This is a genomic window from Sideroxydans lithotrophicus ES-1 (assembly GCF_000025705.1).
Lineage (GTDB): Bacteria > Pseudomonadota > Gammaproteobacteria > Burkholderiales > Gallionellaceae > Sideroxyarcus > Sideroxyarcus lithotrophicus.
On record NC_013959.1, the window covers coordinates 201833 to 222063 of the forward strand.

At 59.8% G+C, this 20231-nt stretch carries 30 protein-coding genes and 1 tRNA gene; 28 read left to right on the top strand and 3 right to left on the bottom strand.

The genetic code is table 11. The features are described from left to right. Positions 1–77: 77 nt before the first annotated feature. On the bottom strand, positions 78–1562 hold the full coding sequence (gene dacB / locus SLIT_RS00915) for a D-alanyl-D-alanine carboxypeptidase/D-alanyl-D-alanine endopeptidase (RefSeq protein WP_013028324.1): 1485 nt from the start codon (positions 1560–1562) through the stop codon (positions 78–80). Continuing rightward, complete coding sequence (bioA, locus tag SLIT_RS00920; RefSeq protein ID WP_041420930.1) at positions 1559–2908, bottom strand: adenosylmethionine--8-amino-7-oxononanoate transaminase; 1350 nt, start codon at positions 2906–2908, stop codon at positions 1559–1561. The genes dacB and bioA overlap by 4 nt, the downstream gene beginning before the upstream one ends. A gap of 69 nt (positions 2909–2977) precedes the next feature. On the opposite strand from bioA, the gene SLIT_RS00925 reads away from it, so the two are divergent. The 4 genes from SLIT_RS00925 (at position 2978) to SLIT_RS00940 (ending at position 6456) form a co-directional block, all read left to right on the top strand. Then, positions 2978–3877: a TIGR01777 family oxidoreductase gene (locus SLIT_RS00925; RefSeq protein ID WP_013028326.1), complete on the top strand. Its 900-nt coding sequence runs from the start codon at positions 2978–2980 to the stop codon at positions 3875–3877. Positions 3878–4053: 176 nt separating this feature from the next. Beyond that, positions 4054–4344: a co-chaperone GroES gene (locus SLIT_RS00930; protein WP_013028327.1), complete on the top strand. Its 291-nt coding sequence runs from the start codon at positions 4054–4056 to the stop codon at positions 4342–4344. Between the two features lie 33 nt (positions 4345–4377). Further along, entirely contained in the window at positions 4378–6024 is a 1647-nt protein-coding gene (groL, locus tag SLIT_RS00935; RefSeq protein WP_013028328.1) for a chaperonin GroEL, read from the top strand. A 356-nt stretch (positions 6025–6380) separates the two neighbouring features. Further along, positions 6381–6456 (top strand) — tRNA-Phe (locus tag SLIT_RS00940). Positions 6457–6705: 249 nt separating this feature from the next. On the opposite strand, the gene SLIT_RS14965 is transcribed toward SLIT_RS00940, so the two are convergent. Further along, positions 6706–7434, bottom strand: a complete 729-nt coding sequence (locus tag SLIT_RS14965; RefSeq protein ID WP_013028329.1) for an XRE family transcriptional regulator — start codon at positions 7432–7434, stop codon at positions 6706–6708. Positions 7435–7642: 208 nt separating this feature from the next. Here SLIT_RS14965 and SLIT_RS00950 point away from each other — a divergent pair, with 208 nt between their 5' ends. From SLIT_RS00950 to SLIT_RS14990, 24 genes are all read left to right on the top strand, one after another. Next, positions 7643–7987: a helix-turn-helix domain-containing protein gene (locus SLIT_RS00950; RefSeq protein WP_013028330.1), complete on the top strand. Its 345-nt coding sequence runs from the start codon at positions 7643–7645 to the stop codon at positions 7985–7987. A 1-nt stretch (position 7988) separates the two neighbouring features. Continuing rightward, the gene (locus tag SLIT_RS16020; protein WP_013028331.1) at positions 7989–8432 is read left to right on the top strand and encodes a hypothetical protein; all 444 of its coding nucleotides are present in this window, start codon (positions 7989–7991) and stop codon (positions 8430–8432) included. After that, positions 8429–10543: a Mu transposase C-terminal domain-containing protein gene (locus tag SLIT_RS00960; RefSeq protein ID WP_013028332.1), complete on the top strand. Its 2115-nt coding sequence runs from the start codon at positions 8429–8431 to the stop codon at positions 10541–10543. The genes SLIT_RS16020 and SLIT_RS00960 overlap by 4 nt, the downstream gene beginning before the upstream one ends. A gap of 59 nt (positions 10544–10602) precedes the next feature. After that, positions 10603–11355, top strand: a complete 753-nt coding sequence (locus SLIT_RS00965) for an AAA family ATPase (protein WP_398348522.1) — start codon at positions 10603–10605, stop codon at positions 11353–11355. Then, positions 11356–11943, top strand: coding sequence for a hypothetical protein (locus tag SLIT_RS00970; RefSeq protein ID WP_013028334.1), 588 nt, complete (start codon positions 11356–11358; stop codon positions 11941–11943). Then, a complete protein-coding gene (locus tag SLIT_RS00975; protein WP_013028335.1) occupies positions 11940–12257 on the top strand; it encodes a hypothetical protein in 318 nt (105 codons plus the stop codon). The genes SLIT_RS00970 and SLIT_RS00975 overlap by 4 nt, the downstream gene beginning before the upstream one ends. Then, positions 12254–12544 carry a hypothetical protein gene (locus SLIT_RS00980; protein ID WP_150102912.1) on the top strand — a complete coding sequence of 97 codons (291 nt, stop codon included), beginning with the start codon at positions 12254–12256 and terminating at the stop codon, positions 12542–12544. The genes SLIT_RS00975 and SLIT_RS00980 overlap by 4 nt, the downstream gene beginning before the upstream one ends. Continuing rightward, a complete protein-coding gene (locus SLIT_RS14970; RefSeq protein ID WP_013028337.1) occupies positions 12541–12822 on the top strand; it encodes a hypothetical protein in 282 nt (93 codons plus the stop codon). The genes SLIT_RS00980 and SLIT_RS14970 overlap by 4 nt, the downstream gene beginning before the upstream one ends. Then, positions 12819–13064: a hypothetical protein gene (locus SLIT_RS14975; protein WP_013028338.1), complete on the top strand. Its 246-nt coding sequence runs from the start codon at positions 12819–12821 to the stop codon at positions 13062–13064. Before SLIT_RS14970 ends, SLIT_RS14975 begins: the two co-directional genes overlap by 4 nt. Continuing rightward, entirely contained in the window at positions 13054–13566 is a 513-nt protein-coding gene (locus tag SLIT_RS00990) for a hypothetical protein (RefSeq protein ID WP_013028339.1), read from the top strand. The genes SLIT_RS14975 and SLIT_RS00990 overlap by 11 nt, the downstream gene beginning before the upstream one ends. Then, positions 13563–14099 carry an HI_1489 N-terminal domain-containing protein gene (locus tag SLIT_RS00995; protein ID WP_013028340.1) on the top strand — a complete coding sequence of 179 codons (537 nt, stop codon included), beginning with the start codon at positions 13563–13565 and terminating at the stop codon, positions 14097–14099. The genes SLIT_RS00990 and SLIT_RS00995 overlap by 4 nt, the downstream gene beginning before the upstream one ends. Before the next feature lie 17 nt (positions 14100–14116). Beyond that, on the top strand, positions 14117–14488 hold the full coding sequence (locus tag SLIT_RS01000; protein WP_013028341.1) for a hypothetical protein: 372 nt from the start codon (positions 14117–14119) through the stop codon (positions 14486–14488). Positions 14489–14519: 31 nt separating this feature from the next. Continuing rightward, positions 14520–14891 carry an Lcl C-terminal domain-containing protein gene (locus SLIT_RS01005; protein ID WP_013028342.1) on the top strand — a complete coding sequence of 124 codons (372 nt, stop codon included), beginning with the start codon at positions 14520–14522 and terminating at the stop codon, positions 14889–14891. A 25-nt stretch (positions 14892–14916) separates the two neighbouring features. Next, on the top strand, positions 14917–15285 hold the full coding sequence (locus SLIT_RS01010) for a four helix bundle protein (RefSeq protein WP_013028343.1): 369 nt from the start codon (positions 14917–14919) through the stop codon (positions 15283–15285). Continuing rightward, positions 15237–16685, top strand: a complete 1449-nt coding sequence (locus tag SLIT_RS01015; RefSeq protein ID WP_223293809.1) for an RNA-directed DNA polymerase — start codon at positions 15237–15239, stop codon at positions 16683–16685. Before SLIT_RS01010 ends, SLIT_RS01015 begins: the two co-directional genes overlap by 49 nt. After that, positions 16672–16989, top strand: a complete 318-nt coding sequence (locus tag SLIT_RS01020; protein ID WP_013028345.1) for a hypothetical protein — start codon at positions 16672–16674, stop codon at positions 16987–16989. Before SLIT_RS01015 ends, SLIT_RS01020 begins: the two co-directional genes overlap by 14 nt. A gap of 14 nt (positions 16990–17003) precedes the next feature. Continuing rightward, a complete protein-coding gene (locus tag SLIT_RS14980; RefSeq protein WP_013028346.1) occupies positions 17004–17525 on the top strand; it encodes a host-nuclease inhibitor Gam family protein in 522 nt (173 codons plus the stop codon). Between the two features lie 112 nt (positions 17526–17637). Beyond that, complete coding sequence (locus SLIT_RS01030) at positions 17638–17970, top strand: hypothetical protein (protein ID WP_013028348.1); 333 nt, start codon at positions 17638–17640, stop codon at positions 17968–17970. A gap of 3 nt (positions 17971–17973) precedes the next feature. Next, positions 17974–18366 (top strand): ASCH domain-containing protein, encoded by a 393-nt coding sequence (locus tag SLIT_RS01035; protein WP_013028349.1) that lies wholly within the window; start codon positions 17974–17976, stop codon positions 18364–18366. 67 nt (positions 18367–18433) lie between these two features. Beyond that, the gene (locus tag SLIT_RS01040) at positions 18434–18715 is read left to right on the top strand and encodes an HU family DNA-binding protein (RefSeq protein ID WP_013028350.1); all 282 of its coding nucleotides are present in this window, start codon (positions 18434–18436) and stop codon (positions 18713–18715) included. A 61-nt stretch (positions 18716–18776) separates the two neighbouring features. Next, positions 18777–18971 (top strand): hypothetical protein, encoded by a 195-nt coding sequence (locus SLIT_RS01045; protein ID WP_013028351.1) that lies wholly within the window; start codon positions 18777–18779, stop codon positions 18969–18971. 4 nt (positions 18972–18975) lie between these two features. Further along, positions 18976–19407, top strand: coding sequence for a hypothetical protein (locus SLIT_RS01050; protein ID WP_013028352.1), 432 nt, complete (start codon positions 18976–18978; stop codon positions 19405–19407). Between the two features lies 1 nt (position 19408). Next, positions 19409–19843: a regulatory protein GemA gene (locus SLIT_RS14985; protein ID WP_013028353.1), complete on the top strand. Its 435-nt coding sequence runs from the start codon at positions 19409–19411 to the stop codon at positions 19841–19843. Continuing rightward, entirely contained in the window at positions 19840–20229 is a 390-nt protein-coding gene (locus SLIT_RS14990) for a Mor transcription activator family protein (protein ID WP_013028354.1), read from the top strand. The genes SLIT_RS14985 and SLIT_RS14990 overlap by 4 nt, the downstream gene beginning before the upstream one ends. Positions 20230–20231 lie beyond the last annotated feature (2 nt).

Genomic DNA, 20231 nt, shown 5'->3' on the forward strand with positions numbered 1-20231 from the left:
AAGTACTAGATATTTTTCGCAAAAGTATCTAGATACATTTTAAAGTTGATTGGGGTAAGCCGAGCTTGATCAGAGAGTTATTTGCGCGCCACCCACTCGATCAGCGCATCCTGCGCACCCTGTCCGGCCTTGGCATAAGGGTGGTTGATATAGAACACGACGATCCATTCGCGGCCGCTCTTCGAACGTACATAGCCAGCGATGGTCTTGACGCCTTCCAGCGTGCCGGTCTTGAGGTGGGCGTGGCTGGCGGCGGGGCTGTCCTTGAGGCGTCTTCTGACCGAGCCGTCCACGCCAAGTATGGGCAGCGAGGCCTGCAGCTCGGCGCTCAGCGGATCATCGTAGGCAAGCTGTAACAACTTATCCATGCTGGCCACACTGATGCGCTCATTGCGCGAGAGCCCGGCGCCGTTCTCCAACACCAGTTCCGGGAAATGCAGGTGGTTGCGCGCCAGCCAGAGTTGCATCGCCAACACGCTGCGCTCGATGCTCATGCGCCCTGTCCATTCTTCATTTTCGGGGAAGCTGGCTTGGGTTGCGGCCACGCCCGAGGCCGGTTCGTTTTCTGTCGGCGGCTCATTGTCTTTTGCGACAGGCACGGTCTCGCCTAACGTCAGGAACAGTTGGCGGGCCATGACATTGTTGCTGTACTTGTTGATGTCCCGAATGATCGAGCTCAAGGGTTCGGAGCGATGGGTGGAGAAGAGCTTTGCGCCAGTGCCGACCACGCCATCCCGCTCCTTGCCTTGCAAAGTGCCGCCGAGTTCTTTCCAAACAGCGCTGAAGACCGCACCCACATATCTTGTGTGCGGCATCACGCTGAGGTTCTGTTCGCGTTCGCCGCACCCCATGGGATAGTCGCCTTGCAGCACGACGCTGTCGCCCTGCGGTTGCACCTGGAACAAGTCGTCCCAGTTGTCGCAGTTCACTTTTTCGTTATTGGGCGTCAGCTGGTTGTGCAGCGTCATGCCGTCCAGCGGCGGTTCGGTGACGACCTTGAGGCCGATACCGTCGGGCATGTAGCGCAGGCGCAGGGTGTTGAAATTGAGCAACAGCGCATCGGGGCCGACGTTGTACGCGCGCACCGGATCGGCGTCGAATGCGCCGGGATCGTAGGGTGGCAGGTCGAAGTAACTGCGATCCAGGATGAGGTCGCCACGGATCTCGCGCAGGCCGCGCGCTCGCAGCTCGCTCAGCCACAACCAGAATTGCTCGATGGTGAATTTCGGGTCGCCGTAACCCTTGAGGATCAGATTGCCGTCGAGTACTCCGTCCTTCAGCTCGCCGTCGATCCAGGCTTCGGTCTTCCAGGTGTATGCAGGTCCGAGCAGGTCGAGCGAGGAATAGGTGGTGAGCAGCTTCATGGTGGAAGCCGGATTCATCGGGCGCTGTGCGTTGATGCTGATGAGCGGGGCGTGTTTGCCCACCTCGCGAACCTCGACGGCGATACCGGAGCGCGGGATATGCGCGTTCTTCAATTCCTGGACGACCGTTGCCGGCAGCGAGGCGGCATGGACATTGACAGCGAGGCACAGCAGGAGTGCGGCGTACGGGCGTTTCATATCAAACGATCGATCACTTTCAGCGTGTGCGTCACGAGCAATCTCATCTCGTCTTCGCCAATGACATAGGGTGGCATGAAATATACCGTGTTGCCCATGGGGCGCAACAATAATTCGTGCTGCAGACCAAGGCTGAAACAGCGCTGGGCGAAATCTGCATGCGGCGTATCCACTTCGAACGCCCAGACCATGCCGGTATTGCGGAAGTTCCTTACCCTAGGGTGTTCGCGCAGTGGTTGTGCGATGCGGTTGAAAAAGGCCGCCTTGCTGCGGTTGGCATTGAGTACATCGTCCTGGGCGAAGATGTCCAGGGTCGCCAGTGCGGCGCGGCAGGCCAGCGGGTTGCCAGTGTAGGAATGCGAATGCAGGAATCCGCGCGCAGTCTCGTCGGCATAGAAGGCTTGATAGATGTCGTCGGTCGTCATCACGATGGAAAGCGGCAGGTAGCCACCGGTGATGCCTTTAGACAGCAGCAGGAAGTCGGGTGAAATCCCCCTCTCCCCCTGGGGGAGGGCAAGGGGTGGGGGCGCCTGCTCACAGGCGAACATGGTGCCGGTCCTGCCCATGCCGACCGCGATCTCGTCCGCGATCAGGTGCACACCAAAGCGCGAACACAATTCGCGCGCACGCAGCAAATAGACCGGGTGGTACATCGCCATGCCTGCCGCGCCCTGGATCAGCGGTTCGACGATGAAGGCGGCGATGTTGCCGTGATGTGCATGCAGATGTGTTTCGAGTGCATCGGCGCAACGCAAGGCAAAAGCATCCGGGCTTTCTCCAGCTTCTGCTTCGCGGCTATCCGGGCTGGGCACGGTGGCGTTTTGCCTGATCAATGCGCCATAGGCGTCGCGGAACAAGGCGACATCGGTCACCGACAATGCGCCCAGCGTTTCGCCGTGGTAGCTGTTCTGCATGCTGATGAACTGAGTCTTTTCCGGCTTGCCATTGTTGCGCCAATAGTGGGCACTCATTTTCAGCGCGATCTCGGTGGCGGATGCACCGTCGGAACCGTAGAAGCAGTGTCCCAGTCCGGCGGGGGCGAGTGCGCGCAGCCTCTCCGATAACTGGACCACCGGCTCGTGGGTGAAACCGGCCAGCATCACATGCTCCAGTTTGCCGAGCTGGTCGGTGAGGGCAGCGTTGATGCGCGGGTTGCAATGGCCGAACAGGTTGACCCACCACGAACTCACCGCATCCAGATAACGCTTGCCCTCCGGGTCGTATAACCATACGCCATCGCCGCGCGCGATGGGAACCAGCGGCAGGTTTTCGTGCCGTTTCATCTGGGTGCAGGGATGCCACACGGCAGAAAGGCTGCGTTCGAGGAGGTTGCTGTTGGCTGACATACGCGGAATCATAGCGGAGTTTGCCGGTGGCGTAAGATACTGGCGTCGAAATCGTCTCTGGAGGCTGTCATGCGAATCTTGATCACTGGCGGGACAGGCCTGATCGGGCGGCATCTTTGCAAGGCGCTGCAGGCAGAAGGGCATCTGCTGACCGTGCTGAGCCGCCGCCCGGCAACGGTAGCTGTCAAATGCTGCGCATCGGCTCAGGCAATGGCGACGCTGGAAGAATGGCGACCAGACCGGACGTTCGACGCGGTCATCAACCTGGCAGGCCAGCCGATCGTGGATGAGGCGTGGACGGAAAAGCGCAAACAGGCGTTGCGCGACAGCCGCATTGCATTGACTGAAGAGCTGGTGCGATGCATCGCCGCCGCCAGACAAAAACCTGCGGTGCTGCTGAGCGGCTCGGCTGTCGGATATTACGGCAATCGCGGCGATACTGAACTGGATGAAAACGCCGGTGCAGGCGATGATTTTGCCGCGGGCCTGTGCCGGGATTGGGAAACTGCGGCATTGGCCGCGGAAGCTTCTGGCGTGCGCGTCTGTCTGCTACGCACTGGTCTGGTATTGAGCGAGCGCGGAGGCTTGCTCGGGCGCATGTTGTTGCCATTCAGGCTGGGCTTGGGCGCGCGCCTGGGCAGCGGTACACAATGGATGAGCTGGGTGCACGTCGACGATTATGTGGCGATGGTACTGCGCCTGTTGCGCGACGAGCAGATGTGCGGCCCATTCAACATGACCGCACCGCAACCGGTCACCAACACCGAGTTCACCCTGACGCTGGCATCCATGCTGCGCCGTCCGGCGTTCTTCATTGCTCCAGCCTTGATGTTGCGACTGGCCATGGGTGAGCGCGCGGCGCTGCTGCTGGAGGGGCAACGTGTTCTGCCGACGAGGCTGATGAAGGCGGGTTGCCAGTTCAAATTTCCCGACCTGGCCAGTGCGCTGAACAGTGTGCTAAACCGCTAGTGCCCTGTTTTCCAGATAAATTTCTTCAACGCCCTTGAAAAGAGGAGCTTGAGTCCCTATCATTAGCAGTCGCTGGCGGGGAGTGCTAACCGGCAATTTGGCCGGCTTGGTCAAAAGATCTATAACGCCCGACCCGCTCACGTATTTTTCAACTCAATGTTTTCAGGAGATAAAGCATGAAGATTCGTCCCTTAGGCGACCGCGTGATCGTTAAGCGCATGGAAGCAGAAACCAAGACTGCATCCGGAATCATTATTCCCGATGCTGCTACCGAGAAGCCCGATCAAGGTGTCGTTGTTGCGGTAGGTAATGGCAAAATGGGTGATGACGGCAAGCTGCGCCCGATGAACGTGAAGGTTGGTGACAAGGTGATGTTCGCTAAAACATATGGTCAGGACTTCAAGATGGACGGGGTCGAACTTCTGCAGATGCGCGAAGAGGACATTATCGGGGTGATTGAGGCCTAATCTAAATTTACGAACATTCAGGAGAAAACAAACATGGCAGCTAAAGACGTGAAATTCCATGATGCAGCACGTGCCAAGATGGTCGTGGGCGTCAACATTCTGGCCGATGCGGTCAAGGTGACTCTGGGTCCGAAAGGCCGTAACGTGGTGCTGGACCGTTCCTACGGTTCTCCCACCATCACCAAGGACGGAGTATCCGTCGCCAAGGAGATCGAACTGAAGGACAAGTTCGAGAACATGGGCGCGCAAATGGTCAAGGAAGTCGCTTCCAAGACCTCCGACGTGGCCGGTGACGGTACAACTACTGCGACTGTGCTGGCACAGTCCATCGTGCAGGAAGGCATGAAGTTCGTTGCCGCCGGCATGAACCCGATGGACCTGAAGCGCGGTATCGACCAGGCCGTGATCGCCGCTGTGGCAGAACTGAAGAAGATCTCCAAGCCTTGCACCACCACCAAGGAAATCGCGCAAGTGGGCAGCATCTCCGCCAACTCCGATACCGTGATCGGCGAGAAGATCGCTGCTGCGATGGAAAAAGTGGGCAAGGAAGGTGTCATCACCATTGAAGACGGTCAGGGTCTGGAAGACGAACTGGACATCGTGGAAGGTATGCAATTCGACCGCGGCTACCTGTCTCCCTACTTCATCAACAACGCCGACAAGCAGATCGCCGCGATGGAGAACCCCTTCATCCTGTTGCATGACAAGAAGATCTCCAACATTCGTGACCTGCTGCCCCTGCTGGAACAGGTCGCCAAGGCCGGTCGTCCGTTGCTGATCATCGCCGAAGATGTGGACGGCGAAGCACTGGCAACCCTGGTGGTGAACAACATCCGCGGCATCCTGAAGACGGTTGCCGTCAAGGCGCCCGGCTTCGGTGATCGTCGCAAGGCGATGCTGGAAGACATCGCCGTCCTGACCGGCGGTACCGTGATCGCTGAAGAAGTCGGCCTGTCTCTGGAAAAGGCGACACTGGCTGAAATGGGTCAAGCCAAGCGCATCGAAGTGGGCAAGGAAAACACCACCATCATCGACGGTGCAGGCAAGCACGAAGCGATCCTGGGTCGCGTTGGCGAGATCAAGAAGCTGGCTGAAGAATCCACCAGCGACTACGACAAGGAAAAACTGCAAGAACGTCTCGCCAAGCTGTCTGGCGGTGTGGCAGTGATCAAGGTCGGTGCTGCGACCGAAGTCGAAATGAAGGAAAAGAAGGCGCGCGTGGAAGATGCATTGCACGCGACCCGTGCTGCGGTTGAAGAAGGCATCGTCCCCGGCGGCGGCGTAGCTTTGCTGCGTGCCAAGGCAGCGGTTGCCGGCCTGAAGGGTGCCAACCACGACCAGGACGCCGGTATCACCATCGTGCTGCGCGCCATGGAATCGCCTATCCGTGCTATCACCATGAACGCAGGCGACGAGCCCAGCGTTGTGGTGAACAAGGTGCTGGAAGGCAAGGGCAGCTTCGGTTACAACGCGTCCTCCAGCGAGTATGGCGACATGCTGGTCATGGGCGTGGTTGATCCGACCAAGGTAACGCGCGTTGCACTGCAAAATGCAGCTTCCATCGCCGGCCTGATGCTGACAACTGCTTGCATGGTGGCTGAATTGCCGGAAGACAAGCCAGCCGGCGGTATGGGTGGCGGGGATATGGGCGGCATGGGTGGTATGGGCGGCATGATGTAATTGAACCTACTGGTGGAGCAACTAGCCATCTGACTAGGTTGGCAAACCACGCCAACCAAGTCATTGGTTATGCGCGGCTCGATAGCGGCGTTGCACCAAAGGTACGCAATCCGCTAACTGGCAAGCCAGTTGCGAAATTGTCAGCGCGGTGCTCGAAATCCTCATGTACTTTGAGTACATTCCGGTTTCTGTGCTCCGTGCGCCTAGCCCTCGAACCGCTCGCTACGGTCCACTTAGTCTTGCATCCGACGAACCCCGCTTTGAGCGGGGTTCGTTTTTTGTGTTGCCCGCCGCTCGGCTTGCCGCTACAATGCGCGCCTTCGTTTTACCCAACCCGCCAGGGAAGGGTGCAAAATGGCCTGGTAGCTCAGTCGGTAGAGCAGAGGATTGAAAATCCTTGTGTCGGTGGTTCGATTCCGCCCCGGGCCACCAATACAAAAGGGCTTGCGAGGATGCGGGCGCCAATCGAATTTCCACGATAATGTGGGGGAGTGACTGTTATGGGACATGAAGAGAACCAAAACAAAAACTCCAAAACCCAAGCAACACGCGGCTTTCGATACAATTAAGGCCAGAAAAAGCAGGCCGTGAAAAATGCGCAAAAACGAACGCCGATTAACGGTATTTGCGCGGCTTTTGGTACAAAGAGCGCGCCGAGTGCATCAATCTGACATACACCAATCAAATCTTAAACCGGCCGAACTTGAAGGGGATCACAATCCCCACCACAAAGAAGCGTTGAGCCTCGTCAGCGCTGTAGGTCTCGGTATTTAACGACCCATCACTCTTCACCACAATCGAGCCGTCCAGCTTGAGCTGGATGCGCTTGAAGCGCAGATGGCCGTCCTGCTGGATGGCATAGATCGCATCGTCAATGAACCGACTGCAGGAAGTATCGACCAACACCTGGTCTCCATGCGACAGCGTTGGCTCCATGCTATCGCCAGACACCGAGGCGATCTTGATCTTGCCAAAGTTGTTGCCGATGCGTTCGCGCAGCAGGCGTAGGTCGACGCGGACTTTAACGATGGCCTCTTCGTGCACCTCCGCACCAGGCCCGGCAGAGCCGTTCACGTTGACGTACTTGTCGATGGCGACGTAATTCCCATCAGGCTCACCAGCAGTCAGGACGGTTGGTGCGCGCCCCAGATCGTATGGCCGGTGCTGATCCTGGTCGGATAGCAACATCTCCCCCTCACCAGACAACAACCAATTGATGTTCAACCCCGCCTTCCTGAGCTTTTCCAGCGACTCGCTCTTCGGTTTGTCGCCCGCTTCCAAGCGCTTGTAGGTGCCATACGCTATCTCAATTTCGAGCGCGAAAACATCCTGAGCCTTCCCAGTTCTGAGCCTGAAAGCACGCAGGCGACTGGCGATATCGTCAGGAATATCGCTTCCGGACGCTTCCACGGTCAAAGCGTCCGGTGAAAGCGTCCGGCAACACCCAGCCGGACACTTTCATTAATAAATTGATTTATATAAATAATCATAGTTTTTATGTGTCCTCCGCGAAACAAGAAAGCGTCAGGCTCAAAATTAGGCTGTCAGAGGGGTTGACATAGCTCATAACTGAGCCTCAGAATGCGAACCATCGAACAACAGCCCAGAAGTGAGCAACATGACAAAGAGCGCGGCAAAAAAACCAGTCGACCAAGACTGGCACCCAGCGGACATCAAAGCCGCACTCCATAAAAACGGGATCACGCTGGCATCAATAGCCGAAGTCTATGGGATGAGAAGCTCTTCCTCGCTTTCATCCACCTTCACCCGTAGTTACCCACTCAACGAAAAACGCATCGCCGACGCCATCGGCGTACACCCAATGGTGATATGGCCGTCCCGCTACAACAAGGACGGATCAATCAAGCCACGCGGCTTCCGTGCGGTGCAGTTTAACGCAACGGCACTGGCGCGCAATAGCAAGACAACCGCCGCCGACAGCAGAATTTTGAAGGCTGTCTGACATGAGCCGCCGCCCTTATGACACCCTGACCGGAGACCTGTTCTCCAGCATCCCCCAGGCGCACCCGATGACGCCCGGATCGTGGAATTTCCGCAGGGAAATTGCGGCTGTCATGGGCGAAGCAATCAAGGCATGTCACAAGGACCGCTGGCAGATCGCCGCCGACATGAGCCGCCTGCTTGGCCGCGAAATCTCGGTCAACACGCTGGACAAATACACCTCCGAAGCCTCGGAAGATCACATCCCCAATCTTGAAACAGCCATCGTCTTTGATGCAGCCACCGAGCAAACGGCGCTGGCGAACTTCTACGCCAGCAAGCTCGGATGCAGCGTGCTGCCGGGCAAAGACTCCATGTTGGCCGAGCTGGGCCGGATCGAGCAGATGCGGGGAGACCTGGCAAAGCAAGAGAAGGCAATCAAGCGAATCCTGGGAGAGCAGCAATGACAGATCGCGTGGACATCAAAACCATCGCCGTCGCACTAGGCGTGGCTAAATCAAGCGCATGTGATCGCGCCAACCGTGAAGTATGGCCCTTTGTAGAGCAAGCCGCCCGTGGCGGCCAAAAGCGCCTCTACCCCCTGTCCACCCTACCCATGCCTGTGCGCGAAGCCATCCTGCGCCACACCCTAAAACAGAACCAGCCCGCTGGCGTTTCTACCATTTCACCAGCGGTTTCCAGTGCCGTGGCCCCCAATACCACGGCACCTTTTTATCCCGTCGCTCTGCCGGTTTCGCATGAGCTGAAAGACTGGCAGCGCAAAACAGCCGAGGCGCGCAGCGCCATCATCGCCGAGATCAAGCGCCTGTCCAAGGCTGCCGGTATGGAGAAAGCCATACAGGCTGTGATCGCACTGGCCGCCAACAACGAGCTACCCGAGCAGCTGCAGCGTCTGGTGCCGGTGGCCAACGCCAAGGCCGGATCGGAAGGCAAACGCCACCTGTCCCGCACCTCCATCTACCGCTGGATGAAGGAAGCCGAGCAAGGCTTTGCCGCGCTGGCACCGAAGGCCCACGAAGCGCAGATGAAGGTTCCCGCATGGGCACCCGAGCTGCTCCGCCTCTACCAGCAGCCGCAGAAGCCCACCCTCAAGAAATGCCTGGACGATCTGGTGCTGCCGGAAGGCATGTCCGCCCCGTCATACTGGGCCGCGCAGCGCTTCCTGGAAAAGATGAGCAAGCTGGATCTGGCCCAAGGCCGCATGCTGCCGCGCGAGATCAAGTCGGTGCGCGCCTTTGTGCGCCGCGATACCAGCCAGATGTGGCCCGGCGATGCGTACACCGCAGACGGGCACACCTTCGATGCCGAAGTCGCGCACCCGCGCCACGGCAAACCCTTCCGCCCAGAGATCACCAGCGTGATCGACATCGCCACTCGTAAATCGGTGGGATGGAGCGTGGATCTCGCAGAGTCCACCTGGGCGGTCCTCGACGCGCTGCGCTGCTCGGTTGAGCAATGCGGCATCCCCTCAATCTTCTACGTGGACAACGGCTCCGGATACAAGAACGCCCTTATGGGCGACGACGCCACCGGCTTCATGGCCCGCCTCGGCATCAGCATCACCCACAGCCTGCCGTACAACTCCCAGGCGCGCGGCATCATCGAGCGCAGCCACCAGACCATCTGGGTGCGCGGAGCCAAGGAACTGCCCACCTACATGGGCGAACCGATGGACCGCGAAGCCAAGCAGGCCGCCTTCAAGATCACCCGCAAAGACATCAACGCAGTCGGCACCTCGCGCCTGCTCATGCCGTTCAGCGAGTTCGTTAAATGGTGCGAAGCCAAGGCCGACGCCTACAACAACCGCCCGCACCGCAGCCTGCCCAAGATCGCCGACCCTGTCACAGGCCGGTCGCGTCATCAAACCCCCAACGAGGCATGGGCCGCTGCGATGGCAGAAGGCTGGGAGCCGGTGAAGGTCGAAGCCTCCGAGGCCGCCGACCTGTTCCGCCCCTACAAGATCGGCAAGACACACCGCGCCGAAGTGCGCCTGTTCGGCAACATCTACTTCAACCGCGCCCTGGAGCACTACCACGCCGAGCAAGTCCGCATCGGCTACGACATCCATGACGGCAGCCGCGTATGGGTGCGCGATATGGAAGGCCGCCTCATCTGCGTGGCCGAGTTCGAAGCCAACAAAACCGCCTACTTCCCCATGTCGCAGCAGCGTGCCGCCGATGAAAAGCGCGCCGCAGGTCGCATCAAGCGCGCCGAGGCCAAGATCGCCGAAGCCGAAGAAGAACTCAACCCGCCATTGGTCATCGAGCACCAGCAGGCCAAAACCGTGCCGCTGTTCGACTTCCACGCAGAGCCTGTGCTGGAGCGGCAGGACATCGCCATCGGTGTGGCCCCTATCCAGGCAGAACCGCTGCCCGATAACGCCGCCTACCTGCCGGTACCGCGCCCTGTATTCACAACAGACGCAGCCAAGTATCGCTGGCTGCGAGCCAACCCCAGCCAGAAGATCCCGCAGGACGAACACTGGCTCGATTGGTATTGCAACACCGACGAATGGGATGACCTGTTTGGCGAGGGTTTTGAGGTGGCTGCTGGCTAGGTAGCACTACCCAGCAGCCGATGAAGCAGTAGCAACGTGAAGTAACTACGAAAAGGAGTATGGAAGTGAAAAAAGTCTTTGTAAAGAACATCAGCAACTACGAGCGGTTCCGCACCGGCATCAGCGCGGTTGAGACACGCGGTGCATCGGAAGCCAGCCTCATGCTGGTATCCGGCCCCGCAGGCTACGGCAAGAGCCAGACGGTTGACCAGTGGGCCGTTGCCAACGGAGCGGCCTATCTGCGCGCCAAGGTCGAGTGGACGCCCAGCTACTTCATGCGTGAACTGGCCGAGACCCTCAAGCTCGACAGTCGTGGCCGCGCCAAGGATGTGTTCGGCCGCATCGCTGGTGTTCTTGGCGGGCAGCAGATCCCGCTGGTGATCGACGAGGTCGAACACTGCCTGCGCAATGGTGCCGAAGTGCTGGAAGCCATCCGCGACCTGTCAGACCTGACCGAAGTGATGGTGATCCTGGTGGGCATGGACGAAGTGCAAGCCAAGATCGCCCGCCACCTGCAGATCAGCAGCCGCATCGCCAAGGTGGTCGAGTTCCACCCCGCCACACCGGAAGATGTCACCGAGTTCTGCAAGCAGCTCAGCGAAGTCTCCATCGCCACCGACCTGGTCACCGAGATCCACCGCCAATCCAGCGGCCGCGTGCGCGAGATCATGAACGCCATCGCCACCGTCGAACAGACCGCCAAGCGCAACGGCAACAGCGCCGTCAGCCTGCAAGACATGGCCGGACAAGTGCTGACCCACGACTGGCAGGCGCGCCGCCCGCGCATGGTGTCGGTGAAAGGTGGCCGTTAAATGGCCTGGATCGCTGAACAGGTCTTAACGGCCATCAAGGATTCGGACATGCGCGAGTGCATAACCGAAGAGCGCCTGGTCGACCTTACCCAACTGACCAAGCGCAAGGTGCAGGAATCCTGCCGCAAGCTGTGCCACAGCGGCCTGCTGGAGAAGACCGGCCAAGGCTGCCACACCATCACCAAGGCGGGGCTGGAAGCCCTCAAGGCCGGTGCGCAGTACCGCTCCGGCCCCAAGGACAAGCAGCAGAACGGCAAGCGCGTCTGGAAGAACACCACCCGCATCCGCATCTGGCGCGCCATCCGCCTGCGTCGCAAGTTCACCGTGCCCGAGATCATCACCCTGGTGGCCGATGACGACGCGCGCGGCGACATCACCAGCAACGTGCAGAAGTACGTGCGTGCGTTGGCTGCGGCGGGATACCTGATCGAGCTTCCCAAGCGCGAGCAAGGAACCTCCCTCACCAGCAACGGCTACAAGCGCTGGTGGCTCACTGACGAGAAGGACAGCGGCCCGGATGCCCCCATCTGGCGGATCGGTCGCGGCACCGTCTACGACCCCAACACCAAGACCGAGGTGGCGATATGACCCAGACTGTGGATTGGCTAACCATCCTGCGCGCCAAGGTGGCGGCATCGAGCAATCAGGCCGTGGCGGACGAACTGGCCGTATCGCGCACCACGATCTCCCTGGTGCTGGCCGACAAGTATCCGGCCAAGACCGACAAGATCGCCGCCAAGGTGATGGACATGTATGCCCGCGTCACCTGCCCGCATACCGGCACCGAGATCACCCACGCCGAATGCCGCACCACATCCACCGCCAGCACACCAACCAGCAGCCCGCAGGCCATGCGCCAGTGGCGTGCCTGCCAAAGCTGCCCATTCAAGGGAGGTAAATGATGATCGACCACGCACCGCGCATCAATGCGCAAAGGCAGGCAGCGCAGGAAAACGCCGAGATGGCGGACATGGAAAAGCGCGCAGCGCCCCTGCACTGGGCGCTGATCATCGCCCTGGTGGTGGTGATCTCATCCAGCCTGTGGGACGGCTGGAAGCACTACGCCGACGTGGCCGCGCAGAGCGAGGCGCTGGTGCAATGTCTCAACGGTCGCACCATCGGTATCGGCGGCGCGGTTGTGCGTTGCGAAGTGCGTGAGCTGGTCGCACTGGGCGAGGTGCAGCCATGAATGCCGTCGAACGTCTCCAGCTCGCCCAGGTGGCCGACTACTGCGTGAAGTTTCTGAAAGCAAGTGGCATCAAGGTGCTGCGCGTGGAAGGCGACACCGAACAGCCACGCATCATCGTCAAGCACAACGCCATGTGCGACCGCTTCGAGGGAATCATCCTGGCATACGAGCGCAGCCAGCACGGCGAACGCCGCTACGGTTGGGTGTACCGCTTCGGTTGCCAGATCAAGTGGGCGGTACCGGCAGAGAACCCGCACAAAGTCGGGAGGGCAGCATGAGCCGCCTTGTCCAATACGAGCAGTACGACGTCATGCTCACCCTGCGCAACGGAATCAGCCAGGCTGTGGCCTCCGGCAGCGAGGCGGAAGCCCACGCAGCGGTCGGACGCCTGCAGGGCTACCTGATCGGCCTGCACACGGCTGGCGAGATCGAGAAGAGCGACGTGGCTGTGCTTGAGGCCGACATGATGTCCGGCATCGCCTTCCTCTACAACGCAAGGAAGGCTGGCCATGCTCATTGATCTTAAATCGGCGATCCGCACTGCGTTGGTCGGTTCGTCCGCTCTGAATCCGGTCGACACCGAGGTGCTCGTCAAAGGCCATCACCGAAGCCGCGTCGAAGCCACGCTGATGGAGCTGTACCAGGCGCGTGAGATCGGCTGCTGCAAGATCATCAAGGGTAGCCATGAAAGCATCGTGTGGTGGATCTCCGGCGTAATCGCCGGGCAGGACTGTTACTACGGCAAGAAGAACACGCCAACTGCGCCAAAAGCCTCGAAGCGTGCCATCCCCAAGATGCCGAAGGCCAAGGTGCGCCGTATGTCCGGCATTTCTGCCGAAGTGAAAGACCTGGTCTCTGCGCAGCCCGGCCTGACCACGTCAGAGATATGCGAGAAGCTCAATAAGGAATCCGCCGAATACCATCGGATACGTGTCGCCATTGCGTCCCTGTTCAAGCTCGGCCACCTCCGCGTCGAGGGCGTTGAACGGCACTATCGCTACTACCTTGAGGTTCAGGCATGAAGACCTCCTGCCCAGCCTGCGGCGCTGCCTTCTCGCTCGATGTACTCATCGGCAACGAAGGCGCGCGCGAGGCCGTCATGGCCGCGCTGGCCATCCCTGCGCCCCTTGGCAAGCTGCTCGTGCAATACCTCGGCCTCTTCCGCCCCGCGCAGCGCCAACTCTCGTTCGACCGCGTGGCGAACCTGCTGGGCGAGCTGCTGCCGCTGATCGCCGAAGCAAAGATAGAGCGCAACGGCCGCATCTGGTCCGCCCCGCAGGACTACTGGGCGGCTGCGCTGAACGAGATGCTGGCAAAGCGAGACGCACTCACCCTGCCGTTAAAAAGCCACGGTTACCTGCTGGCGATCATCGAAGGCTACAGCAGCAAGGCCGAAGCCAAGCAGGAGGCAGGCACTGAGGCGCGGCGCGGTGGATACACGCAGGTGGGCAGTGCAGCGATCCAGCCCGTCGACCTGGTGCTAGGACCAGCAACAAGCAAGCAGCGCAGCACCCCGCCTGATCTAAGAGCAGCACTACGCAGCAGTAGCAATTAACCACAAAGGAGAATCAGATGAACCAAGCAACCGTACAAACCCGCTTCCCCCTCCCGCAGCTCAACAAAGGCGAGACCTACGCCGGAGCCATCATCAACCCGGACGGCACTGGCAACCACACCATCCTGCTGCCCGGCGACAACGACGATGCCGACTGGCAGACCCAGATGGATTGGGCCAAATCCATCGGTGGAACCCTGCCTGACCGCGTCCAGCAAGCCATGCTCTACAAGCACCTTCCTGAGCATTTCCAGAAGGACTGGTACTGGTCTTGCGAGAAGCGTTCGGCAGGTTCCGCCTGGTATCAGACCTTCCTCAGTGGAGGCCAGGACTGGAGCAACACCAGCAGCAAGTGCCGTGCTGTGGCCGTCCGCAGCGTAGCCATTTAACGATTCAGCATTCATCAATTAGGAGGTTTCAATGAGCAACGCAAAGAAAGAATTTCTGGAAACCCTGCTCCAAGCGGGAGAACAGTACGCCGGGCTGCTGCTCGGCAAGAACGGTGATCCCGATCAGCACATCATCCTGCGTCCCGGCGAAGCGCAAGCCGTGAACTGGGACGATGCCCGCAAATTCGCCACTGACACAGGCGGCGAGCTGCCGACGCGCCGTGAACAGGCCCTGCTGTTCGCCAATTCGCCGGAGGCATTCACACCGAACTGGTACTGGTCTGGCGAACAGCGTTCGGCAGGTTCCGCCTGGTTTCAGGGCTTCGACGATGGAACCCAGTACTGGGTCTTCACCGACGGCAAGTGCCGTGCTGTGGCCGTCCGCAGATCTGTAGCCATTTAACGATTCAATAATTCATTTATTCAGCATGGCAATCACCTCAGAACTGCCCATCTACAAAGTGGCCTACGACCTGCTCGACGCCATCACCGACCTTGCACGCAATATGCCGCGCGACTTCAAGCAAAGCATAGGCGGCAAGCTGCGGGATGAGTGCGTAGAGATCGTGACGCTCATCTTCCGCGCCAACTGCGCGAGAGAGAAGACGCCGCATCTCGACGCATTGATCGAGCGGTTGCAGGTTGCCGAGCTGCTGTTGCGCCTGTCGCGCGACAAAGTGCTCATCTCGACGGGCCAGTACGCCAAGGCCATCGCGTTGACCGACAAGGTCGGCAAGCAGGCTGGGGGATGGCGCAAATACGCAATGTCGCCCGCTTCGTCAGGGTCAAGGCCATGACGACTGTGCGAAAAGTTGATCTGGTCGTGCCGCTGGCCAAACAGGCCACCGCCATGCGCATCGCAGATACCGCCGGGCTAGATACCCAGGGCAGGTCTGGCGCAGTTTCCCTGCTGACTGATCGCGACAGTCGGCGGGGCGACGTAGATAGCACGATAAACCGCAGCGTTCGGCAGGTTCCGCCTGGTATCAGAACTTCAACAATGGAAACCAGAACTGGAACAACACCAACAACAAGTGCCGTGCTGTGGCCGTCCGCAGCTCAACCATCGCGCCACCATGCTGACTTTTCTTTCGAAGATTTGGTGCAAGCCTATCTGGACTGCCGCCGCACCAAGCGCAACAGCGCCAGCGCGCTTGCCTTCGAGACAAATCTGGAACGCAACCTGTGCCGCTTGAACGATGAGCTGCGCAACGGCACATACCAGCCCGGCAAGAGCATCTGCTTCGTCATCACACGGCCAAAGCCACGTGAGGTGTGGGCTGCTGAGTTCCGCGACCGCATCGTCCACCACCTGCTCTACAACCGAATCTCGCCCCGCTTTTATGCCGGATTCATCGCCGATAGCTGCGCCTGCATCCCTGGGCGCGGCACCTTGTACGGTGCCCAGCGTCTGGAAGCGAAGATCCGCAGCATTACCCAGAACTGGAGCAAGCCAGCGCACTATCTAAAGCTGGATCTCGCCAACTTCTTCGTCAGCATCGACAAGCACGTCGTGCGCGGCCTGCTGGCCAAGCGTATCGACGGCTGGTGGATGGAACTGGCCGAGCTGGTGCTGTTCCACGATCCGCGCCAAGACTTTGAGCTGCGCGGCGATCCATATCTGCTGCGGCGCGTTCCGCCACACAAGCGCCTTACCAGCCAGCCCGGACACATCGGCCTGCCCATCGGCAACCTGTCATCCCAGTTCTTCGCCAACGTCCTGCTGGACGCGCTGGACCAGCACATCAAGCACGACCTGCGCTGCCGCCACTATGTGCGCTATGTGGACGACATGGTGTTGCTGCATGAATCGCCCATGTGGCTGTGCGCCGCCCGTTCCGACATCGAGACGTGGCTGCCGCTGCACCTCGGCCTGCGCCTGAACCCCGTTAAAACAATCCTGCAGCCTGTGGATCGCGGTGTGGACTTCGTCGGCCAGGTGATCAAGCCGTGGCATAGAACAACCCGCCGCCGCACCTACAACGAGGCGCTGAGCCGCGTGAAGCAGGTCCCAGCCAACGAACTGTTCGAGACCGCCAACAGCTACTTCGGCCTGCTGCGCCAAGCTAGCCACAGCCACCACGACCGCGCGCTGCTGGGCAGCGTGCTGATGTATCGCGGGCACAGCATCAACAAGGCTTTCACCAAGACGTTCAGGCATTCAACCAGCCACGGAGGCAACTATGGCAACCAGTGATCAGCTTCTCAACCTGCTCAGCCGCCACATCGGCAAGGGCAACGGCATCGGCGTCAAGCAGCTCGCAGAGCAGCTCGGCACACCAGAGCGCCACGTCCGCACCCTGGTGAGCGATCTGCGCGACGAAGGCCACGCCATCTGCGGCACGCCGAAGCACGGCTACTACATCGCCGCCACGTCGGAAGAGCTGACGCAGACCTGCGAATTCCTGCGCAACCGCGCCATGCTCAGCCTCGGCCTCGAAGCCAAGCTGCGCCGTATCCCGCTGCCCGATCTGCTCGGACAGCTTCATCTACCCACTTAACCAAGGAGACACACATGGCAACCATGCAAGAGATCGAAACCAAAGCCAAGGCACACGCCGCAGCGCGCTTGGCCCTGACCAACCACGTGACACTGCTCAACGCCGAGATCGAGGCCGTCAAGCAGAAGCGCCTGAAGAAGCTGCGCGAAGCCGTGGCCACTGCCACCGAGACCGGCGACGAGCTGCTGGCGCTGGTGAGCGAATCTTCTGAGCTGTTCAAAAAGCCCAAGTCGGCAGTGCTGCACGGCATCAAGCTGGGCTTCAAGAAAGAGAAAGGCCGCATCAGCTTCGCCGACGAAGACCAGGTGCTCAAGCTCATCCGCAAGCACCTGCCGGATCTGGCCGACGTGCTGATCGTGACCACCGAGAAGCCATCCAAGGAAGCCATGAACAACCTGGAAGCCGGGCAGCTCAAGAAGATCGGCGTCACCGTCACCGCAGACAGCGACATGGCCTTCATCAGCGATCCGACCAGCGACGTGGACAAGATCGTCAGCGCCCTGCTCAAGGGCGCAAGCGAAGCGGAGGCAGCATGAACATCTTCACCGCAATAGGGCTGGCCGCCGTGTTCGCCATCTGCCTGGTCGTGGTCTTTTGGGCGTTGGGCCTGATCGAGATCGGCTGCGAGATCGTAGAGGGGGAAGAGCAATGAACGAGCCGATGAAATTTGTCGTCCAGGAGCTGCGCCCCGAGGTATTGGCCTTCGCCCTGCTGATGGAATCCCGCCTGCGCGCAAAGGACGCGGACAAGGGGCAAGGCTGGAAGAAAAAGACCGACATCGATCTGACCGTGAACGTGTGCACCGCCGCGCGCCACATTGAGCAATCGCTGTTCCCTCACAAGGGAGAGAACTCCATCAAGGCGCTGGTTGATATGTCCAACCACTGCATGATGCTGGCGGACGTGCTGGGTGCGCTTGACACAGAAACAGGTGAGCTGCCGGACGCACCAGCGTTCCTGCGCGTTCATCGGGACGAGTAAGCCATGAAAGCGCTCAGCATCCGCCAGCCCTGGGTGTTCCACATCCTCAATAGCGGAAAGGACATCGAGAACCGCTGCTGGCCAACAAAAGTGCGTGGGCGAGTGTTGATCCACGCAGCCAAGGGTATGACGCGCGACGATTACGACAATGGCTACGACCCTCTGTGGGCAAGCCAAGGCCGTGTGATCGAACTACCGCCCCACAATCTGCTGGCGCGAGGTGGAATCGTCGGGTCTGTCGAGATTGTGGACTGTGTGACCACTTCGGACTCACCGTGGTTTAACGGGCAATTCGGCTTCGTGCTGCGCGATCCTCAGCCTCTTCCGTTCGTGCCGATGAAGGGGCGGCTGGGATTCTTTGAAGTCGATGAATCGTTGTTAAAGAGCCACGGCTAAGGGGCGCGCCGTGGTTCGTATTACCCGCCCATGTTTCAGACTTACCGTTAACTACAAGGAGTATCAAATGAACCAAGCTGAACTGATCAACGCAATCGCAGCAAACGCCCCGAACAACAGCACCAGCAAGACCACGGTCAAGGCTGTTCTGGACGAACTGGCAAAAGTGGCGTCGGCAGAGCTGAAGGCTGGCAACGAAGTCACGCTGCCGGGTCTCGGCAAGCTGACCGTGAAGAAGAGCGCAGCACGCAAAGGCCGCAACCCGGCGACCGGCGCTGAGATGGATATCCCAGCCAAGACTAAGCCGCACTTCTCCGCCGCCAAGGCACTGAAGGACGCGGTGGCTTAAAACTTCGCCCGCAGCCCGTTAGAGATAGCGGGTTGCGAGAGACGGTTTAACGGAGACGAACATGCTTAAGACGATTGTGAAGACTGCCCAGCTGGAGCTGCACGATACCAACAGCAATCACGTTTGGAGATTCGAGATTGACTACCTTGAACCCAGCATCGTGGTGAGCAAGAACGGCGTCCGGAAGGCCACTGTCGGGCATGTTGAATACCCGATCACAGACGAATTTCTAATGAGCCTGACCGAGGGGGTTTAACGACATGGCAGTGAGCAAAGAACAGTGGGAAGAGATCGAGAAGCAACTCAGCGGTTCGTGGGGGCGCGTTGAGCTGGTGTGTGATGGCTACAAGATCAATGCGGCTATCGTGAACGTCAGCCCGCTGAAGCTGGGGATCGCCGTCTATGTGGACGGAGTCACCTTGGGTGAATGGATTTTCAACGAAGAGAAGAGCGAGATCCCGCTGAAGTTCCACCAGGAGAAAAAACGGTTCGCCTTCAAAGGAAAGTACCGAGACTGGTTGCTCAAAGCGAGTAAGAACAGGGTTTGGACGAAGGAGGAGCGCGCTAAATATGCAGCTGATGCAGCACGGACGCACTCGCACTGGCTGCCCTACTGGACGAACCCAACATCCTTCTGCCGCCACATCCGCAAAACCTGCACCAGCATCGAGCTGGTGAAGATCGGCTACTGACATGGCCAAACGCTACCCCACCGACCAGCGCCGCCGAGACCTCGCCGCGATCCACGCCGCGAAGCGCGACCTCGCCATGTCGGATGACACCTACCGCGACATCCTGTGGGCTGTTGCGCGCGTGAAGTCATCCGCCGATCTGGACCAGGCGGGCCGCAGCAAGGTGCTGGACCACCTCCGCGCCTGCGGCTGGAAGCCGGTGAAGAAGGCCAATGAGTGGAAGTTCATCGACGCCGCCGCCCCGGATCGCCAGCCGCTGCTGCGCAAGATCTGCATGGTGTGCAAGAGCATGGGCGTGGGCAAGGCATATGCCGAGGGCGCAGCGCATCGCCAGACAGGCATAGAGCGCAAGCTGGAGATGATGGACGAAGGCCAGCTGTGGCTGCTGGCCGGGGTGCTGGAGCGCACCAGGAAGAGCAAGGAGCAGGCAAAGTGAACCTGACCGACGACGACCTGCATCTGCTGCCAACCTCCATGCAGTGGCTGGCGAAGACCATCGGTCTGCCTGCTGTGCTGGCGATGGTGAAAACGCATGGCGGCCTTGCGCCAGTGTATGTGCCGGTAAAAGTCACGCCAGACCACTACCTGAACCGTCTGATCGGCATCCAAGCCTTCACCGACCTTGTGGCCGAATATGGCGGAGATACTATCGAGATCGCCAAGTGCGAGCGCGCCGTCAAGGATCTGCTATACCGCCAGATCCGCAAGGAAATCCTCGACACCACACAAGAGGTGCTGGCAAGCAGATACGGCTACACCGTGCGCCACATCCGCAACATCGTGGGCGACGTGGTGGATGACAGGCAGGCCGGGTTGTTTTAGAG

What these genes read in the sequence shown, in the direction of transcription:
- dacB (WP_013028324.1), bottom strand. Translation starts at nt 1,562, where the DNA reads ATGAAACGCCCGTACGCCGCACTCCTGCTGTGCCTCGCTGTCAATGTC.
- bioA (WP_041420930.1), bottom strand. Translation starts at nt 2,908, where the DNA reads ATGTCAGCCAACAGCAACCTCCTCGAACGCAGCCTTTCTGCCGTGTGG.
- SLIT_RS00925 (WP_013028326.1), top strand. Translation starts at nt 2,978, where the DNA reads ATGCGAATCTTGATCACTGGCGGGACAGGCCTGATCGGGCGGCATCTT.
- SLIT_RS00930 (WP_013028327.1), top strand. Translation starts at nt 4,054, where the DNA reads ATGAAGATTCGTCCCTTAGGCGACCGCGTGATCGTTAAGCGCATGGAA.
- groL (WP_013028328.1), top strand. Translation starts at nt 4,378, where the DNA reads ATGGCAGCTAAAGACGTGAAATTCCATGATGCAGCACGTGCCAAGATG.
- SLIT_RS00950 (WP_013028330.1), top strand. Translation starts at nt 7,643, where the DNA reads ATGACAAAGAGCGCGGCAAAAAAACCAGTCGACCAAGACTGGCACCCA.
- SLIT_RS16020 (WP_013028331.1), top strand. Translation starts at nt 7,989, where the DNA reads ATGAGCCGCCGCCCTTATGACACCCTGACCGGAGACCTGTTCTCCAGC.
- SLIT_RS00960 (WP_013028332.1), top strand. Translation starts at nt 8,429, where the DNA reads ATGACAGATCGCGTGGACATCAAAACCATCGCCGTCGCACTAGGCGTG.
- SLIT_RS00965 (WP_398348522.1), top strand. Translation starts at nt 10,603, where the DNA reads ATGGAAGTGAAAAAAGTCTTTGTAAAGAACATCAGCAACTACGAGCGG.
- SLIT_RS00970 (WP_013028334.1), top strand. Translation starts at nt 11,356, where the DNA reads ATGGCCTGGATCGCTGAACAGGTCTTAACGGCCATCAAGGATTCGGAC.
- SLIT_RS00975 (WP_013028335.1), top strand. Translation starts at nt 11,940, where the DNA reads ATGACCCAGACTGTGGATTGGCTAACCATCCTGCGCGCCAAGGTGGCG.
- SLIT_RS00980 (WP_150102912.1), top strand. Translation starts at nt 12,254, where the DNA reads ATGATGATCGACCACGCACCGCGCATCAATGCGCAAAGGCAGGCAGCG.
- SLIT_RS14970 (WP_013028337.1), top strand. Translation starts at nt 12,541, where the DNA reads ATGAATGCCGTCGAACGTCTCCAGCTCGCCCAGGTGGCCGACTACTGC.
- SLIT_RS14975 (WP_013028338.1), top strand. Translation starts at nt 12,819, where the DNA reads ATGAGCCGCCTTGTCCAATACGAGCAGTACGACGTCATGCTCACCCTG.
- SLIT_RS00990 (WP_013028339.1), top strand. Translation starts at nt 13,054, where the DNA reads ATGCTCATTGATCTTAAATCGGCGATCCGCACTGCGTTGGTCGGTTCG.
- SLIT_RS00995 (WP_013028340.1), top strand. Translation starts at nt 13,563, where the DNA reads ATGAAGACCTCCTGCCCAGCCTGCGGCGCTGCCTTCTCGCTCGATGTA.
- SLIT_RS01000 (WP_013028341.1), top strand. Translation starts at nt 14,117, where the DNA reads ATGAACCAAGCAACCGTACAAACCCGCTTCCCCCTCCCGCAGCTCAAC.
- SLIT_RS01005 (WP_013028342.1), top strand. Translation starts at nt 14,520, where the DNA reads ATGAGCAACGCAAAGAAAGAATTTCTGGAAACCCTGCTCCAAGCGGGA.
- SLIT_RS01010 (WP_013028343.1), top strand. Translation starts at nt 14,917, where the DNA reads ATGGCAATCACCTCAGAACTGCCCATCTACAAAGTGGCCTACGACCTG.
- SLIT_RS01015 (WP_223293809.1), top strand. Translation starts at nt 15,237, where the DNA reads ATGGCGCAAATACGCAATGTCGCCCGCTTCGTCAGGGTCAAGGCCATG.
- SLIT_RS01020 (WP_013028345.1), top strand. Translation starts at nt 16,672, where the DNA reads ATGGCAACCAGTGATCAGCTTCTCAACCTGCTCAGCCGCCACATCGGC.
- SLIT_RS14980 (WP_013028346.1), top strand. Translation starts at nt 17,004, where the DNA reads ATGGCAACCATGCAAGAGATCGAAACCAAAGCCAAGGCACACGCCGCA.
- SLIT_RS01030 (WP_013028348.1), top strand. Translation starts at nt 17,638, where the DNA reads ATGAACGAGCCGATGAAATTTGTCGTCCAGGAGCTGCGCCCCGAGGTA.
- SLIT_RS01035 (WP_013028349.1), top strand. Translation starts at nt 17,974, where the DNA reads ATGAAAGCGCTCAGCATCCGCCAGCCCTGGGTGTTCCACATCCTCAAT.
- SLIT_RS01040 (WP_013028350.1), top strand. Translation starts at nt 18,434, where the DNA reads ATGAACCAAGCTGAACTGATCAACGCAATCGCAGCAAACGCCCCGAAC.
- SLIT_RS01045 (WP_013028351.1), top strand. Translation starts at nt 18,777, where the DNA reads ATGCTTAAGACGATTGTGAAGACTGCCCAGCTGGAGCTGCACGATACC.
- SLIT_RS01050 (WP_013028352.1), top strand. Translation starts at nt 18,976, where the DNA reads ATGGCAGTGAGCAAAGAACAGTGGGAAGAGATCGAGAAGCAACTCAGC.
- SLIT_RS14985 (WP_013028353.1), top strand. Translation starts at nt 19,409, where the DNA reads ATGGCCAAACGCTACCCCACCGACCAGCGCCGCCGAGACCTCGCCGCG.